A 16,436-nucleotide genomic window follows, 5' to 3' on the forward strand; every position below is an offset into this window, starting at 1 on the left:
GGTACAGCTTCTAGCGGACCACGTCTCCGAGTACCCGGGCCGCCCGCTCCACGTCCGCGAACCCGACGTACAACGGCGTGAATCCGAACCGCAGCACATCCGGATGCCGGAAGTCGCCGACCACGCCCCGCTCGATCAGCCGCTTCATCACGTCCCCGGCGTCCACACACCGCAGCGCGACCTGGCTGCCGCGCTCCGCGTGGGCCACCGGAGTCACCGGCTCCACCCGCCCGGCGGGGACGTACGACCCCACGCACTCCAGGAAGAAGTCCGTCAGGGCGAGGGACTTGGCGCGCACCGCCTCGATCGAGACGACACCGCCGTCCCACACCTCAAGGGCGGCTTCGAGGGCGAGCATGGACAGGATGTCCGGCGTGCCCACGCGACCGCGCAACGCGCCCGCCGCCGGTTCGTAGGCGGGCCGCATGCCGAAGGGCTCGGCGTGCGAGTTCCAGCCGGGAAGCGGGGAGTCGAAGCGGTCCTGCAACTCCCGCCGCACGTAGATGTACGCGGGTGAACCCGGGCCGCCGTTCAGGTACTTGTAGGTGCAGCCGACCGCGAGGTCGACCCCGTGTTCGTCGAGCCCGACCGGCAGGGCGCCCGCGCTGTGGCACAGGTCCCAGACCACGATCGCGCCCTCCGCGTGCACGGCGGCCGTCAGCGCGGGCAGGTCGTGCAGCCGGCCGGTGCGGTAGTCGACGTGGTTGAGGAGCACGGCGGCCGTACGGTCGCCGAGCGCGCCCGGCACCTGCGCCGGGGCCACCGGCCGCAGCGTGCACCCGGTCATCCGGGCCGCCGACTCGGCGATGTACCCGTCCGTGGGAAAGGTCGTGGCGTCGACGACGATCTCGTCCCGGCCCGAGCCGGCCGTCATCCGCACCGCTGCCACAAGTGCCTTGAAGACATTGACACTTGTGGAGTCGCCGACGACGATCTGCCCGGCCGCCGCCCCGACCAGCGGGGCGATCCGGTCGCCGATCCGCTCGGGCGCCGTCCACCAGCCGCTCTCGTCCCAGGACCGGATACGCAGCTCGCCCCACTGACGGCGTACGACGTCCTCGACCCGCCCGGGGACACCGACCGGCAGCGCGCCGAGCGAGTTCCCGTCCAGGTAGACCACGTCATCGAGGACGAACTGCGAACGCACGCCCGCCAGTTCGTCGGCGGCGTCCAACTTCTCAGCCTTCAAGGCAAGTTCAGACATGGGAGCGCGCCGTCCACAGCTCGGGGAACACGTTCTTCTGCGCACGCTTCTCCAGCCATGCCACTCCGGCGGAGCCGCCCGTGCCGGTCTTCGCGCCCATCGCGCGCCGGGTGGCGACGAGGTGGTCGTTGCGCCATCGCCAGACCAGTTCGGCGACGTCGGTCAACGCCTCGCCGAGCCGGGCGAGTTCGTCGTCGGCGTCACCCGAGTAGAGGGCGGTCCACACCTCCTCCACCTGCTCCGACGGCTCGTACCGCAGCGTCACGTCACGCTTCAGCACGGCCTCGGGAACCGCGTGCCCGCGCCGGTCGAGGAGCCCCAACACCTCGTCGTAGAGGCTCGGTTCGTGCAGGGCCTTCTCCAACTCGGCGTGCACGCGCGGCGCTCCGCGGTGCGGGACGAGCATGGACGCGGACTTCTCGCCGAGCAGGAACTCCATACGGCGGTACATCGCGGACTGGAAGCCGGAGCCCTCGCCGAGGGCGGCGCGGTAGGAGTTGAACTGGGCCGGCGTGAGCTGGCCGAGGGGGCGCCAGGAGGCGTTGAGCGCGTCGAGTTCCCGTACGGAACGCTTCAGCGCGTCGATCGCGACCGGCACCCGGTTCTCGCGCAGGGCCCTCGCGGCGGTCTCCCACTCGTGGACGATGACGGTGAACCACAGCTCCATGACCTGGGTGGTGACCAGGAAGACCATCTCTCCGGGGTCGTCGGAGCGGGTGTGCTGGAGGTGGGTGAGGACGTCGGCCTGGACGTAGTCCTCGTAGGGGGTCGTCCCCTGGAAGTCGAGATGCGGGGCCTCGGGCTCCTGAGGTTCCTGAGCCGGTTGGGACATCGCTGTCTCCTGATGCGTACTCCGGGTAGCGGTCCGCCCCTGCCGTTTTCGACACGGGGGCCCCGGTCCCCACCGGGCATCCTCCACAATCGTCCCCCGAGACCGCAAGGTCCGCCTGGTCACACCAGGCGGACCTGCATCAATGTCCCCGGACTAGCCGAGCGTCTGGGCCGCCGTAGGCGAGGAGTCCTTCAGGAACTGGCTGCACCTCGCGTACTCCTCCTGCTCGCCGATCGCCTGCGCGGCGCGGGCGAGGGCGTGCAGGGCGCGCAGGAAGCCACGGTTCGGCTCGTGCTCCCACGGCACCGGGCCGTGGCCCTTCCAGCCGCTGCGCCGCAGGGAGTCCAGGCCGCGGTGGTAGCCCGTACGGGCATAGGCGTACGACTCCACGACGCTGCCGCGCTCGAACGCGTCGTCGGCCAACAGCGCCCAGGCCAGCGAGGAGGTCGGGTACTTGGCGGCGACATCGGCGGGCGTCGCACCGCTCGCGAGGAGGTCGCGCGGCCCGGGGTCTTCGGGGAGGTGGGTCGGGGGCGGTCCCCCGAGGAGGTTCTCGTGAATCGTCATGGGTTCCAGTCTCCCCCAGGGGCGGCGATTGCCCGGCATCCCGGTGCCACACGGCATCGAGCCGCCGCTATCCCGCGTCGAGACGCCCCTTGCCCACCTGTGGCTCCAGCGGCGGAGCCGTGATCGAGCCGTGTGTGAGGCACTCCGGGCGGCGGCAGTCCGGTGCCGGGCGCCGTACGGTCGCGTAGGCCAGGACCGAGCCCGCCACCAGGACGCCCGCGCACCACAGCATCGCGCGGTCGAAGGCGTGGTCGAAGGCGAGGGCCGAGCGGTACGCGTCCGGGCCCATGCCCGCCAGCAGGGGCAGCGCGGCGACCGCGATGAGGCCGGCCGCGCGGGCCGCCGCGTTGTTGATGCCACTGGCCAGGCCCGCCCGCGCGGTGTCCACGGAGGCGAGGACGGTGGCCGTGAGCGGCGCGACCAGGATGACCATGCCGGCCCCCATCACCAGCAGGGCGGGCACGACGTCGGCGAGGTAGGAGGCGTCCGGGCCGACCCGGAGCATCAGCAGCATCGCCGTGGCGCAGAGCAGAGGGCCGACGGTCAGGGGGATGCGGGGGCCGATGCGCTGGGCCAGTTCGCCGGAGCGGGCCGAGAACAGCAGCATGAGGGCGGTCGTCGGGAGCAGGGCCGTGCCGGCCTGGAGCGCCGAGTAGCCCGCCACGACCTGGAGTTGGAGCGCGGTGAGGAAGAAGAAGCCGCCGAACGCCGCGTAGACGCAGAACGTGACGAGGTTGACCGCCGTGAACTGGCGCGACGCGAAGATGTCCGGCGGCATCATCGGGTCGGCGCTGCGCTTCTCGACGTGGACGAAGGCGACGCCCGCGGCCACGCCGGCGACGGCGGTCAGGACGACGACGAGGGAGCCGTTGCGCGCCTCGATCAGGGCGTAGGTCACGAGCGCGAGCGACACAGCACCCAGTGTCGCGCCGAGGACATCGAAGCGGCCGTGCTTGCGGCCGTCCGCGGACTCGGGGACGTGGCGTACGGCGATGGGGGCGCAGACCAGCGCCATCGGGACGTTGATCAGGAACACCCAGCGCCAGCCGGGGCCGTCCACCAGCCAGCCGCCCAGGAACGGGCCGATCGCCGCGCCGATGCCGCCGAAACCGGACCACAGGCCGACCGCCCTGGCCCGGTCGTCGGGGTGGAAGGAGGCCTGGATGAGGGCGAGCGAGCCCGGGGTGAGGAGCGCGCCGCCGATGCCCTGCAGCGCGCGGGCTGCGACCAGGACACCCACGTTGGGCGCGAGACCGCACAGCAGGGAGGCCGCCGCGAACCAGACCACGCCCAGGACGAAGATCTTGCGGCGGCCGTAGCGGTCGCCGAGGGAACCGCCGAGGAGGATCAGGCCGGCCAGCGTGAGCATGTACGCGTTGACCGTCCACTGGAGGGCGGCCAGGTCGGCGTCGAGATCGCGGCCGATGCGGGGCAGGGCGACGTTGACGACGGTGGAGTCCACCATGGCCATGCTGGAGCCGAGCACCGTGGTCAGCAGGATCCACTTGCCCTGGGGCGAGGCGAGCCGGACGTCGGACATGTCCCAGGTATACAACGAGCCCGGTGCCGTAGCACCGGGCTCGCGAAAAGGGCGTCGTAAACCCTCGTGAACGCCTCGAAGAGACGCCTACCTGTTCTTCGAGACGCTTACTTGATCTTCGTGCCCGTGGAGCGCAGGTTCGCACAGGCCTCGGTGACGCGCGCGGCCATCGACGCCTCGGCGAGCTTGCCCCAGGTGCGCGGGTCGTAGGTCTTCTTGGAGCCGACCTCGCCGTCCACCTTCAGCACACCGTCGTAGTTGCGGAACATGTGGTCCGCGATCGGGCGCGTGAACGCGTACTGGGTATCGGTGTCGAGGTTCATCTTCACCACGCCGTTCTCCAGGGCGGTGGCGATCTCCTCCGGCGTGGAGCCGGAGCCGCCGTGGAAGACGAAGTTGAACGGCTTGCTGCCGGCCGGCTGACCGTACTTCGCGGCCACGCCCTCGTTCAGCTCCTTGAGCAGCTCGGGGCGCAGGACGACGTTGCCCGGCTTGTACACGCCGTGCACGTTGCCGAACGACGCGGCCAGCAGGTAGCGGCCCTTCTCGCCCAGGCCGAGAGCCTCGACCGTACGGATCGCGTCCTCGACCGTGGTGTAGAGGGAGTCGTTGATCTCGTGCGAGACGCCGTCCTCCTCGCCGCCGGTCGGGGTGATCTCCACCTCAAGGATGATCTTCGCGGCGGCCGCGCGGGCCAGCAGCTCCTGCGCGACGGCGAGGTTGTCGGCGAGGGTCTCCGCCGAGCCGTCCCACATGTGCGACTGGAACAGCGGGTTGCCGCCGGCCTTCACGCGCTCCTCGGAGACGGCGATCAGCGGACGGACGTAGCCGTCGAGCTTGTCCTTGGGGCAGTGGTCGGTGTGCAGCGCGACCGTGACCGGGTACTTCTCGGCGACGATGTGCGCGAACTCGGCCAGGGCCACGGAACCCGTGACCATCTCCTTGGCGTACTGGCCGCCCAGGAACTCGGCGCCACCCGTGGAGATCTGGACGATGCCGTCGCTCTCGGCCTCCGCGAAGCCGCGCAGCGCAGCGTGCAGGGTCTGGGTCGAGGTCACGTTGATGGCCGGGTAGGCGAACTTGCCTGCCTTCGCCCGGTCGAGCATCTCGTTGTAGACCTCGGGGGTTGCGATGGGCATCTGTCCGCTCCTTGGTATGTGCGGGTTGGCGATCTTCGCGATCTGCGTACTACGGCCCTGACCTAGACCTTGGGTGCGACGTCATCGTCGTGCCCATCTTTCCAGACGTGGCCGGACAGTCGGTCCCTGCGTCTCGCCCTGTGGATAACTCGGGCTGACGCGAGGGCGGAGGCGGTCAGTCCAGGCCCAGCTCGTCCTTCGAGTACGCGAACAGGTACGGCACTCCCGCGCCCGCCTCGATCTTCTCGGCGGCGCCGGTCGCGCGGTCCACGATGGTCGCGACGCCGACGACCTCCGCACCGGCCGCGCGCACGGCCTCGACGGCGGTGAGCGGGGAGTCGCCGGTGGTCGAGGTGTCCTCGACGACCAGCACCCGGCGGCCCTTGATCTCCGGGCCCTCCACCTGGCGCTGCATGCCGTGCGCCTTCGCGGCCTTGCGCACGACGAAGGCGTCCAGCTTCCGGCCGCGCGCGGCGGCGGCGTGCAGCATCGACGTGGCGACCGGGTCGGCGCCCATGGTCAGCCCGCCCACCGCGTCGAAGTCGAGGCCGGCGGTCAGGTCCAGCAGCACCTGCCCGACGAGCGGGGCGGCCTCGCCGTCGAGGGTGACGCGGCGGAGGTCGATGTAGTAGTCGGCCTCCAGCCCCGACGACAGGGTCACCTTGCCGTGCACCACGGCCTTGTCCTTGATCTGCTGCAGCACCACGCCGCGTACGTCCGTCATGCCTGCCAGCCTAGGGCCTGCCCCGCGGACCACGCCGGGGCCGCGGGGTCTGGCACGCACATCTGCGGCGTTGTCGTCGGTCGCCGACGCTCCGCGTCGCCTCCCTCCTCCGCCTTGCAGCTGCACGCACCAGACCCCGCTCACCGGTGCTCCAAGGCGCCGTTCGCCGCAGTCGACGTGGTCCGCCGGGCAGGCCCTAGAGGCGCGTCCAGGTCCAGGTCATCGTGGCTTCCAGCGGCTCGATCGGGGTGACCAGGCGGGGGAGGGTGTTCAGGCCGTTGGGCGGCCCGGTCTGCGGTTCCACGCACACGGCGGCCTCCTGCTCGTCGTAGACGACGACCCATTCCTCGGGGCTGGTCACCTTCAGCTCCAGCTGTCCCGGCCAGGTCAGCGTGACGTCGACGCCGTCCGGCATGCCGAAGCAGTCGTCCCAGGGGCCCGGTTTACGGTCGACACGGTTGCCGGTGGGGAGGTGGTCGTCGCCGCGCTCCTCCTGCCAGGCTGGGCTGAAGTCGACGGTCACGTCCTCGCCGCCGAGGTTGCGGTGGAACCACGGGTGCCAGCCGATCTGCGCCGGGAACGAGTCGCCGTGCGCCTCCACCGCCATGGTGAGCGTCAGGGCGTCCCCGGTCAGCGCGACGACCTGGGTGACCCGGCCCGGGAAGGGCCACGGCTCGACCAGGTCGTACGTGATGACCGCCTCGTCGGCGCTCCTGCGGGCGGTGCGCCAGGCGCCGTCGCGGACGGTGCCGTGGATGGCGTGCGGCGGGGAGCTGAGGGGCATCTGGCGGACGGTCGTACCGTCGCGGAAGCGGCCGTCGCGGATCCGGCCGCACCAGGGGACCATCGGGAAGCACCCGAACCGCTCGCCCTGGCGCAGGAGTTCGGTGCCGCCGACGCGGAGCCCTCCGATACGGCCGCCGTTGCCCGGCTGCACCGTCACTTCCGCGTCGCCCGCGGTCAGCGTGATCTCTTCGTTACTCACGGCACGACCCTACTGGGCTGATCGGGAAGGCGGACGGCGACCCTTCAACGGCGTTTGCGCAGCACCCTGTTGACCACGATCGCCGAGGCCAGGACCAGTGCCGCGGCGGGGGCCGCCCAGCGGAGGGTGGCGTTCGCCGAGACGGTCTGCGGGGCGGGGACCGGGGCGTAACGGCCGCGCGGCGGCGCGTGGTCGACCTCCTCCGCGCTACGGCCGATCATCGTGCGGCGGGCGTGGGCGGCTTCGGCGGGGGGTTCGGGGGTGTCGGCGAAGGTCTCGGAGACGTGGGGTTCGGCCAGGCCGCCGATGTCGGCCACGGTGTCGCCGATCTCGTCGATGTCGTCGGGCTCGTCCAAGTCGTCGGGCTCTTCGACTTCCAATGCCTCCAACACGGGGGTGGGGTCCGTGGGTTCGGGCTGTTCCGGCTCCTCCACGTCCGGCTCCTCCACGTCCGGCTCCTCCACCTCCGCTCCCAGGTTCTCCGCGAAGCGGTCCAGCAGCCTGGTCGTCGCCGACCTCACCGCGTCCGGCGCCAGTTCGGTGATCCGGCCGTCCGCCGTCGCCGTGCCGTCGAAGACGAGGGTGCAGCCGCCGTCCGTCTCGCGGACGCGCAGGCTGAGGGCGAGTTTGACGGAGCCGGTGCCGCGGGCCTCGGTCGCGTCGCCCTCCACGGCGTACGTACCGTCGTCCTGCGCGGAGACGCGGACAGCCCCCCGGTAGGTGATGGAGTGGCTGCCGACGCGGACCTTCAGGCGCCCGGCGACGGGTTCGGTGCCGGCGTCCTGCTGGAGGCCTGGGACGGCGCGGGCGACCCGGACGGGGTCGGCGAGTGCGGCCCACAGTCGCTCGGCGGGAACCGGAACGTACACCTCATGCTCCATGCCTGTGGAGCCTACCTAGGTTGACCGGGGGTACACCTGCCGTTGCCCTTAAGTGCTGGTGTGTTGGTGTGGTGGTGTGAACGTCGGCGGGGGCTGATGGACAGCGCCCCGCGTGAGATCAGTACCGGGGATGCACCAACGTAGAAGCCGCCAACCCCCGTACCCGCGTCCGCTCCGCCGCCCGTTCCTCGCTCTCCAGCCCCGGCTCCGCAGGCACCGCCCCCCGCGCCGCCAGCACGAACCCCCAGTCCCGCGGAGCCCGGGACGTACCGCTCGTCCGATCAGGCCCCGCCGCGAAACCCGAGGCGCGGCCCCCGACCCGGTACGGGACGGGGTGAAGCCCGGCCGCGCGGATCGTGGAGACCACCGTCCAGAAGACGTGGCGGCGGGAGGAGACCGGGCCGGCGTGCACGGCCAGGCGGCCGTGGGCGGTCAGGGCGCGGCGGGCGAGGCCGTAGAACTCCTGGGAGTACAGCTTCGTGCTGGCGGTGATGCCGGGGTCGGGGAGGTCCGCGATCACCACGTCGTACGACCCCGGGCGGACGGCGCGCAGTTCGTCGAAGGGGTCGCCCGTGGTGACGTGGACGCGCGGGTCGTCGTAGACGTGGTCGTTGAGCGCGGACAGGGCGGGGTCGTGGCGGGCCAACCGGACGACGCCCGCGTCGAGTTCGACGATGTCGACGCGGCGCACGCCCCGGAGGCGCAGCACCTCGCGGGCGGCGAGGCCGTCGCCGCCGCCGAGGACGAGCACGCGCGCGTGGGGGCCGTTCATCGCGGGGGCGACGAGGGCCTCGTGGTAGCGGTGCTCGTCGCGTCCGCTGACCCGGAGGCGGCCGTCGAGGAAGAGGTCGAGGGGGCGGCCGTGGGTGCCGCCGGTGAGGACGACCTCCTGGACGTCGGTCTGGAGCGCGACGCGGACGTCCTTGCCGTAGACGGCGTGCCGCGCGGCCCGTTCGAAGTCGTCGACCAGTACGGCGGCGGAGGCGAGCAGGACGAGCACCGTGAGGTTGGCGATCACCAGGAGCCAGCGGCTCCGGCGGGAGAGGTCGCGGCGGAACAGGCCCAGGACCAGACAGCCGCCGGCGACCACGTTGACCGTGCCGGTGAGCAGGGTGCCGGTCAGCTGGCCCAGGAAGGGAAGGAGGAGGAAGGGGAACGCCAGGCCGCCGACCAGTGCGCCCACGTAGTCCGCCGCGAACAGGTCGGCCACCGCGCCGCCCGCGTCCTGGCGGCGGATGCGCTGGATCAGCTCCATCAGCAACGGGACCTCCGCGCCGATCAGCAGGCCGATCGCGAGGGAGAAGGCGACCAGGAGACAGCGCGGGCCCTGTGCCCACAGGCCGCCCCAGTTCCCGGTCCAGGCGAAGACCGCGTACAACGCCATCGCGCTGCAGCCGCCGATCAGCGCGAGGGCCGCCTCGACCGCGCCGAAACCGGCCGCCGCGTGCCAGCGCAGCCGTTTCGCCGCGAGCGAGCCGATACCCATCGCGAACACCATGACGGACAGGACGACGGACGCCTGGGTGACCGAGTCGCCGATCAAGTACGAGGCGAGGGCGACGAGTTCGAGTTCGTACACGAGTCCGCAGGCCGCGCAGACGAAGACGCCCGCGAGCACCAGGAACCGGCCCGTGCCCGGCCGTACGGGCAGCCGCGCGGGGCCTGCCCACGGTGGCTGGGTACCCGGCCGGGCCGGCGCGTGCGGTTCGATCACGCTGCGACGTTACGTCACATGATGGGCACGCTTCGTCACCCACACGTGTGGAATGTGTTTACAGCGACCGAGGTTGGTGTCGGCCGCACAGGCCCGTGGCAAGACTGCACAAGCCCGTACAGGCTTGTGCGGTCCTATACGGGAGACGGCATCGCGTGCCCCACCGGCACCCGCACCCCCACCCGCGTCCGCGTCGCCACCAGCTGCCCGTCCTGCGGATAGGCGTGCCAGGTGCGCCAGTGCACCTGGCCCTCGTGCCGCTGGGCGAGCATCGCGGTGAAGGCGTGCGGGCTGCCGGGGAAGACCCCGGCCAGGCCGTTGGGATGGTCGGCGACGAGGGCCAGCAGTTCCTGGGCGCGGCCCGCGAACTGCCCCGGGGACAGCACCTCGACCCGGGCCGCGAACTCGTACTCCCAGTCGCCGACCCGCTTGGCGACCCCGAGCGGCAGCGGTGTGCTGGAACCCGGGATGCACGCGACCGTCTCCGAACAGCTGCCGCGCTCCTCGTCGAGGAGTACCTGGTGGGACGCGCCGAGCAGTCTCAACTGGAGCTTCGTACCGGCGAGTTCGAGGTCGAGTGTGGCCAGGGCGGGAAGCGGCTCGCGCCCCAGGGTCCAGGCGAGGTCGGCCGCGCGCGTATCGGTGTAAGAGGTCTTCAGGGTCGTGAGCATGGATCGGCTCCGCTAGCACGCAAAGAAAGGGGAGGTGTGGGGGTCCGGCACACCCCGGCCGACACCGGGACATCGGCCCGGTCGGCCCAGTCAGGAGAAGGTGTCTGCAGGCGCCCGAGGGACTGCGTTGGGGCTGCGTTGGTGTGTTAGAGGGAATCATGAGCGGTGGCGCCACCACAGCGTTTTTACCCAACTTCGTGGGGTTTCCATCCCTCAGGGGGCTGCACAGCTCAACTGTTCAACCAGGGCGTACGCCCATGAGTGTCAGGCGCGCGCCGGAGCGCCCGCCGGGAGCGGTCTCCCGACAGGCGCCACGACCCTCCACGCGATCCCTTTCGATACCTTTCGACACCTTTCACGGTGCTCATTCGATCCCTTTCGCGGTGTCGGCTGCCCCGTGTCAGCTGTCACCGCGTCCGGCTCGACCGGTCACCGCGTCCGGCTCAGTTGCCCCCGCCGCAGCCGCCCCCGCCTCCGCAGGACGACCCCCCGCCGCACGAGGAGCCGCCGCCGCAGGACGAGTGCCCTCCGCCGCAGGAGTGGTGGCCCCCGTGATGCCCGCCGGAGTGGCCGCCGCCCGAGGACGACGAACCCCCGTCTCCGGCCCACCAGCTGCTCGAACCGGCGGCACTTCCGCCGTACGCCCCGGCCCGACGGCCCGAACCCTTGCCGATCCTGCTCTTGCGCCCCGCGCGGACGATCGCTCCGATGAACGCGACTGCGACGACCGCCAGGATGACGAAGAAGAACATGACGTCACCCTCCTTCCAGTTCCCCCGAAGCGGCCCCCCGTGGGCGCCTCGTGTGGTGCGTGAAGCAGAGATGCCCGGCCGTCTCACCTGCCAAAGCAGAGTTGAGGAAGTCCAGAGCTTGGGCGCAGGATGACGGGCATGACCTCCAGCGCACGCCCCCTCCTCAACCGCCGGCTCGCCGAGTTCGGAACGACGATCTTCGCCGAGATGTCCGCCCTGGCCCTGAAGACCGGGTCGATCAACCTCGGCCAGGGTTTCCCCGACACGGACGGCCCCGAGGAGATCCGCGAGGCGGCGGTGCGCGCGCTGCGCGACGGACGCGGCAACCAGTACCCGCCGGGCCCGGGCGTCCCCGAACTCCGCACCGCGATCGCCGCCCACCAGGAGCGCCGCTACGGCCTGTCCTACGACCCCGACGCCGAGGTCCTGGTCACGGCGGGCGCGACGGAGGCCATCGCCGCGGCCCTGCTGGCCCTGGTGGAACCCGGCGACGAGGTCGTCGCCCTGGAGCCGTACTACGACTCCTACGCGGCCTGCATCGCGATGGCGGGCGGCACGCGCGTGCCGGTCACCCTGCGCCCGCACGAGGGCAGCTTCCGCCTCGACCTGGACGAGCTGCGCGCCGCCGTCACCGACCGCACCCGCCTGCTCCTGATCAACACCCCGCACAACCCGACAGGCACCGTCCTCACCCGCGAGGAACTCGCCGCCATCGCCGAACTCGCCGTAGAACGCGATCTGTTGGTGATCACGGACGAGGTGTACGAGCACCTGGTGTTCGACGAGGCCGAGCACATTCCGCTGGTGACGTTCCCGGGGATGCGGGAGCGGACGGTGTCGATCGGTTCGGCGGGCAAGACGTTCTCGTTCACGGGGTGGAAGGTCGGGTGGGTCACCGCCGCGGCACCGCTGGTCACCGCCGTGCGGTCGGCGAAGCAGTTCCTGACGTATGTGGCGTCGGGCCCGTTCCAGTACGCGGTGGCGGAGGCGCTGGCGCTCCCGGACTCGTACTTCGACGCCTTCCGCGCGGACATGCTGGCCAAGCGGGACGTCCTGGCGACGGGCCTGACGGAGGCGGGCTTCGAGGTCTTCCGCCCGGCGGGCACGTACTTCGTCACGACCGACATCCGCCCCCTGGGCGCGGAGCTGTCCAAGAACGGCGACGGCTTCGCCTTCTGCCGCGCCCTGCCGGAACTCGCCGGGGTCGTCGCCATCCCGAACGCGGTCTTCTACGACCACCGGGAGGCGGGCGCGCCCTTCGTGCGGTTCGCGTTCTGCAAGCGGGTGGGTGTGCTGGAGGAAGCGGTGGGACGGCTGAAGAAGCTGGCCGGCTGAGCGGCACGACGAGCGGCGCCCGTCCACAGGCTGTGGACGGGCGCCGGTACGTTCGTACAGGTCGTGCGGGACCGAGGAGGACTACTCCTCGTCGTCCTCGGGCTTCTCGGCGGCCTCGTCGACTTCCTCGGTGAGGCCGAGCTGCTCGACGAGCCAGCGGTCGAACTCGATCGCGGCGCGCACCCAGCTGACCGTCGAGGACACGAAGTGGTTCAGGTCGACGCCGGTGCCGATCAGCATCTGCGCCTCACCGATGAGACGGACGGTGCCGTCGTCATGGGTGTGGCTGTAGACCTTGGGCCACAGGGTGCGGCGGTTCCAGTCGTCGATGGACTCCAGCAGCTGCGGCTTGGAGTCGATCTCGTGGGGACGGTCGTAGAACGTCCGCACCGAGAAGACGAGCTGATCGTCCTCGCCGCGGAACATGAAATACGTACGGAACTGCTCCCACGGCGCCGCGAGGTCACCCTCGTCGTCGACGACATACTTCAGCTCCATCTGGTCGAGGAGCTGCTTCACGAGGTCCTGATCCGGGACGACGGGGCCCGCCGGTCCTTGGGGGTTCGGCTCGGGCTGGCCCCCGAAGTTCGGAATCGAGGACGGGTCGATGCTCACCGTGTATTTCCCTTCGTACGGATTCCGCCATCCTCCCCCATCCGGGGAGGGGGGTGGCAACCCCTGCCGGGACTGTCCGCCCTGGGCTGACCTGATCCGGTCGGCCCAGGGCCCCACGGTGCCACCTACAGCGTCTTGCCGGTCGCCGGCCCCACGATGAGCCCCTCCCCGAAGGCGTCCACCCGGACCGTGTCGCCGTCCTTGACCTCGCCCGCCAGGATCTCCTTGGCCAGCCGGTCCCCGATCGCCGTCTGCACGAGCCGCCGCAGCGGTCGCGCGCCGTACGCCGGATCGTTGCCGTTGTCCGCGAGCCAGGTCAGGGCCTCGTCGCTGATCTCCAGGGTGAGGCGGCGTTCCGCGAGACGCTTGGCGAGGCGGCCGATCTGGAGGGCTGCGATGCGGCCGAGCTCTTCGCGGTTCAGGGCGGAGAAGACCACCATGTCGTCCAGGCGGTTGAGGAACTCCGGCTTGAAGGACGCCCGGACCACCTGGAGGACCTGATCCTTCTTCTTGTCCTCCCCCGTGGTCTGGTCGATCAGGAAGTTGCTGCCCAGGTTCGAGGTGAGAACCAGGATGGTGTTGCGGAAGTCGACCGTGCGGCCCTGACCGTCCGTCAACCGCCCGTCGTCCAGCACCTGGAGCAGCACGTCGAAGACCTCCGGGTGCGCCTTCTCGACCTCGTCCAGCAGGATCACCGAGTACGGCCGCCTGCGCACCGCCTCCGTGAGCTGGCCGCCCTCCTCGTAGCCGACGTATCCGGGCGGGGCACCGACCAGCCGGGCCACGCTGTGCTTCTCGCCGTACTCCGACATGTCGATGCGGACCATCGCCCGCTCGTCGTCGAAGAGGAAGTCCGCGAGCGCCTTTGCCAGTTCGGTCTTGCCCACGCCTGTGGGGCCCAGGAAGAGGAAGGAGCCGGTGGGGCGGTCGGGGTCGGCGATGCCCGCGCGGGTGCGCCGTACGGCGTCGGAGACCGCCTGTACGGCCTCCTGCTGGCCGATGAGGCGGCGGCCCAACTCCTCCTCCATGCGCAGGAGTTTCTGCGTCTCGCCCTCCAGCAGGCGCCCTGCGGGGATGCCCGTCCAGGAGCCGACGACGTCCGCGATGTCGTCGGGGCCGACCTCCTCTTTCACCATCGTGTCCTTGGAAGCTTCCTCCTCGGCCTCGGAGGCCTCCTCCAAGTCCCGCTCCAGGGAAGGGATCTCGCCGTAGAGCAGCTTGGACGCGGTGTCGAAGTCGCCGTCGCGCTGGGCGCGTTCGGCCTGGCCGCGCAGTTCGTCGAGCTTCTCCTTCAGCTCGCCGACCCGGTTGAGGGACTGCTTCTCCTTCTCCCAGCGGGCGTTGAGACCGCGCAGCTCCTCCTCGCGGTCGGCGAGGTCGCGGCGCAGCTTCTCCAGCCGCTCGATCGAAGCCGCGTCCGTCTCCTTGTCGAGCGCCAGCTCCTCCATCTTCAACCGGTCGACGGAGCGCTGGAGTTCGTCGATCTCGACAGGGGACGAGTCGATCTCCATACGGAGGCGGGACGCCGCCTCGTCGACGAGGTCGATCGCCTTGTCGGGGAGGAAGCGGGAGGTGATGTACCGGTCGGAGAGGGTCGCGGCGGCGACCAGCGCGCTGTCCGCGATGACGACCTTGTGGTGCGCCTCGTAGCGGCCCTTGAGTCCGCGCAGGATCGCGATCGTGTCCTCGACGCTCGGCTCCGCCACCAGCACCTGCTGGAAACGGCGCTCCAGTGCCGGGTCCTTCTCGATCCGCTCGCGGTACTCGTCGAGGGTCGTCGCGCCGACCATGCGCAGCTCGCCGCGGGCGAGCATCGGCTTCAGCATGTTGCCGGCGTCCATCGCGGAGTCGCCCCCGGCGCCCGCGCCCACGACGGTGTGCAGCTCGTCGATGAAGGTGATGATCTGGCCGTCGGAGCCCTTGATCTCGGCGAGGACGGTCTTGAGCCGCTCCTCGAACTCGCCCCGGTACTTCGCCCCCGCGACCATCGCGCCCAGGTCCAGCGCGACCAGCCGCTTGTTCTTGAGGGACTCCGGCACATCCCCCTTGATGATCCGCTGCGCCAGCCCCTCGACGACGGCGGTCTTGCCGACGCCGGGCTCGCCGATCAGCACGGGGTTGTTCTTCGTGCGGCGGGACAGCACCTGGACGACCCGCCGGATCTCCTGGTCCCGCCCGATGACGGGGTCGAGCTTGCCCTCGCGCGCGGCGGCCGTGAAGTCCGTACCGAACTTCTCCAGCGCCTTGTACTGCCCCTCGGGGTCGGGTGTGGTCACCCGGCGCCCTCCCCTGCTCTTCTGAAACGCGTCCAGCAGCTTCTTCGCGCCGGCCCCCTGCTGGGAGAGTACGTCCCCGGCCGCGCCGCCCTTCGCGGCGATACCGATCAGCAGGTGCTCGGTCGAGAGGTAGTCGTCGCCGAGCTCCTTCGCGCGCTCGCCGGCGTCCGCGATCACCGCGAGCAGCTCGCGGCTGGGCTGCGGCGGCGCGACGGTCGACCCGGTCACGCTGGGCAGCGAGCCGAGCACCCGCTCCGCCCCGGCCCGCACGGCCGCCTGATCGGCGTCCACCGCGGCCAGCAGGTCGGTGATGTTCTCGTTGTCCTGCCCCTCCAGCAGCGAGAGCAGCAGATGCGCCGGGGTCAGATCCGCGTGCCCCCCGGTCACGGCACGGTTGCTGGCCGCGTTGATCGCGTCCCGGCTCCTGTTGGTCAGCTCGGCGTCCACGTTCGAGGCTCCTCCTCCTACGACCTTCTTCTACGACCTTCGCGTACGGCCCCGACGACGAGCTTCGCGTACGACCCTCGCCCCTCGTCCACGGCCTGACTCACCCAACGTACACAAAGTTGAGTCTATTCCACTCAAGGCGGCGGAGGGGGCCTTCGAGGGACTAAGTTCCGGGCCATGGCCATATACCCGGTCGACCCGGGCGATCCCGACGCGTCGTATCTCAGCTTCTGGCGGGAACGGCACCTGTGCACCCTCACCACCCTCCGCCCCGACGGCAGCCCGCACGTCGTCCCTGTCGGAGTGACATACGACCCGGAGGCGCGCCTGGCTCGGGTCATCGCGAACAAGTCGAGCACGAAGGTGGTCAACGTCCTGGCCGCCGGCCCCCAGGGGGCACGGGTCGCCGTGTGCCAGGTGGACGGGCGGCGCTGGGCGACGCTGGAGGGCCGGGCCTTCGTTCGCGTCGAACGCGACCGGGTCGCGGAGGCGGAGCGCCGGTACGCGGAGCGCTACGAGCGGACGCCGTCGCCGAACCCGTCCCGGGTGGTGATCGAGATCGAGCTGACGCGGGCGATGGGGAAGGGGTGAGCGCAGGGCCGAGCGGCAGGGACGCGGGGCCGCGATGCGATCATTTCCGGCCACTGAGGCGGGGCTCATACCCGAACATTCCGCACAAACTGCAGCGGCGTCACCGTGTTCAGGTCACGGTGACGCCGCAGCGGGGGGAAGCACCAGAGCGATCTGGTACGGA

15 protein-coding genes are annotated in these 16,436 nt (G+C 70.9%); 2 read left to right on the top strand and 13 right to left on the bottom strand.

Going from position 1 to position 16,436, the window contains the following annotated elements:
• Window positions 1–10 precede the first annotated feature (10 nt).
• The 11 genes from kynU to ACFWP5_RS35770 all read right to left on the bottom strand — a co-directional run bounded on the left by kynU (window position 11) and on the right by ACFWP5_RS35770 (window position 11,009).
• Window positions 11–1,204 (bottom strand): kynureninase, encoded by a 1,194-nt coding sequence (gene kynU, locus ACFWP5_RS35720; RefSeq protein WP_384166376.1) that lies wholly within the window; start codon window positions 1,202–1,204, stop codon window positions 11–13.
• Entirely contained in the window at window positions 1,197–2,036 is an 840-nt protein-coding gene (locus ACFWP5_RS35725) for a tryptophan 2,3-dioxygenase family protein (protein ID WP_384166379.1), read from the bottom strand. Before ACFWP5_RS35725 ends, kynU begins: the two co-directional genes overlap by 8 nt.
• Window positions 2,037–2,189: 153 nt before the next feature.
• The gene (locus ACFWP5_RS35730) at window positions 2,190–2,603 is read right to left on the bottom strand and encodes a DUF3151 domain-containing protein (RefSeq protein ID WP_327402497.1); all 414 of its coding nucleotides are present in this window, start codon (window positions 2,601–2,603) and stop codon (window positions 2,190–2,192) included.
• Between the two features lie 67 nt (window positions 2,604–2,670).
• Complete coding sequence (locus tag ACFWP5_RS35735) at window positions 2,671–4,143, bottom strand: MFS transporter (protein ID WP_384166382.1); 1,473 nt, start codon at window positions 4,141–4,143, stop codon at window positions 2,671–2,673.
• 107 nt (window positions 4,144–4,250) lie between these two features.
• Window positions 4,251–5,282, bottom strand: coding sequence for a class II fructose-bisphosphate aldolase (gene fbaA, locus ACFWP5_RS35740; RefSeq protein WP_384166385.1), 1,032 nt, complete (start codon window positions 5,280–5,282; stop codon window positions 4,251–4,253).
• Window positions 5,283–5,457: 175 nt separating this feature from the next.
• Window positions 5,458–6,006, bottom strand: a complete 549-nt coding sequence (gene pyrE, locus ACFWP5_RS35745) for an orotate phosphoribosyltransferase (RefSeq protein ID WP_366494518.1) — start codon at window positions 6,004–6,006, stop codon at window positions 5,458–5,460.
• Between the two features lie 196 nt (window positions 6,007–6,202).
• Entirely contained in the window at window positions 6,203–6,991 is a 789-nt protein-coding gene (locus tag ACFWP5_RS35750; RefSeq protein WP_384166389.1) for an aldose 1-epimerase, read from the bottom strand.
• Window positions 6,992–7,035: 44 nt separating this feature from the next.
• Window positions 7,036–7,872 (bottom strand): SRPBCC family protein, encoded by an 837-nt coding sequence (locus ACFWP5_RS35755; protein ID WP_384166392.1) that lies wholly within the window; start codon window positions 7,870–7,872, stop codon window positions 7,036–7,038.
• A gap of 118 nt (window positions 7,873–7,990) precedes the next feature.
• On the bottom strand, window positions 7,991–9,586 hold the full coding sequence (locus tag ACFWP5_RS35760) for a polyamine aminopropyltransferase (protein ID WP_384166395.1): 1,596 nt from the start codon (window positions 9,584–9,586) through the stop codon (window positions 7,991–7,993).
• Window positions 9,587–9,720: 134 nt separating this feature from the next.
• Window positions 9,721–10,257: a DUF2617 family protein gene (locus tag ACFWP5_RS35765; protein ID WP_384166398.1), complete on the bottom strand. Its 537-nt coding sequence runs from the start codon at window positions 10,255–10,257 to the stop codon at window positions 9,721–9,723.
• Between the two features lie 443 nt (window positions 10,258–10,700).
• Window positions 10,701–11,009 carry a hypothetical protein gene (locus tag ACFWP5_RS35770; RefSeq protein ID WP_384166401.1) on the bottom strand — a complete coding sequence of 103 codons (309 nt, stop codon included), beginning with the start codon at window positions 11,007–11,009 and terminating at the stop codon, window positions 10,701–10,703.
• Between the two features lie 129 nt (window positions 11,010–11,138).
• Between ACFWP5_RS35770 and ACFWP5_RS35775 the strand changes: the two genes are divergently transcribed.
• Complete coding sequence (locus ACFWP5_RS35775) at window positions 11,139–12,344, top strand: pyridoxal phosphate-dependent aminotransferase (protein WP_384166404.1); 1,206 nt, start codon at window positions 11,139–11,141, stop codon at window positions 12,342–12,344.
• Window positions 12,345–12,425: 81 nt separating this feature from the next.
• On the opposite strand, the gene ACFWP5_RS35780 is transcribed toward ACFWP5_RS35775, so the two are convergent.
• Window positions 12,426–12,959 (bottom strand): YbjN domain-containing protein, encoded by a 534-nt coding sequence (locus ACFWP5_RS35780; RefSeq protein WP_384166407.1) that lies wholly within the window; start codon window positions 12,957–12,959, stop codon window positions 12,426–12,428.
• A gap of 125 nt (window positions 12,960–13,084) precedes the next feature.
• Window positions 13,085–15,682 carry an ATP-dependent chaperone ClpB gene (gene clpB / locus ACFWP5_RS35785; protein ID WP_384166410.1) on the bottom strand — a complete coding sequence of 866 codons (2,598 nt, stop codon included), beginning with the start codon at window positions 15,680–15,682 and terminating at the stop codon, window positions 13,085–13,087.
• A 177-nt stretch (window positions 15,683–15,859) separates the two neighbouring features.
• Between clpB and ACFWP5_RS35790 the strand changes: the two genes are divergently transcribed.
• Complete coding sequence (locus ACFWP5_RS35790; RefSeq protein ID WP_384166413.1) at window positions 15,860–16,273, top strand: pyridoxamine 5'-phosphate oxidase family protein; 414 nt, start codon at window positions 15,860–15,862, stop codon at window positions 16,271–16,273.
• The last annotated feature ends 163 nt before the right edge of the window (window positions 16,274–16,436 follow it).

The sequence above is a fragment of the Streptomyces sp. NPDC058469 genome (genome assembly GCF_042721125.1).
GTDB lineage: Bacteria > Actinomycetota > Actinomycetes > Streptomycetales > Streptomycetaceae > Streptomyces.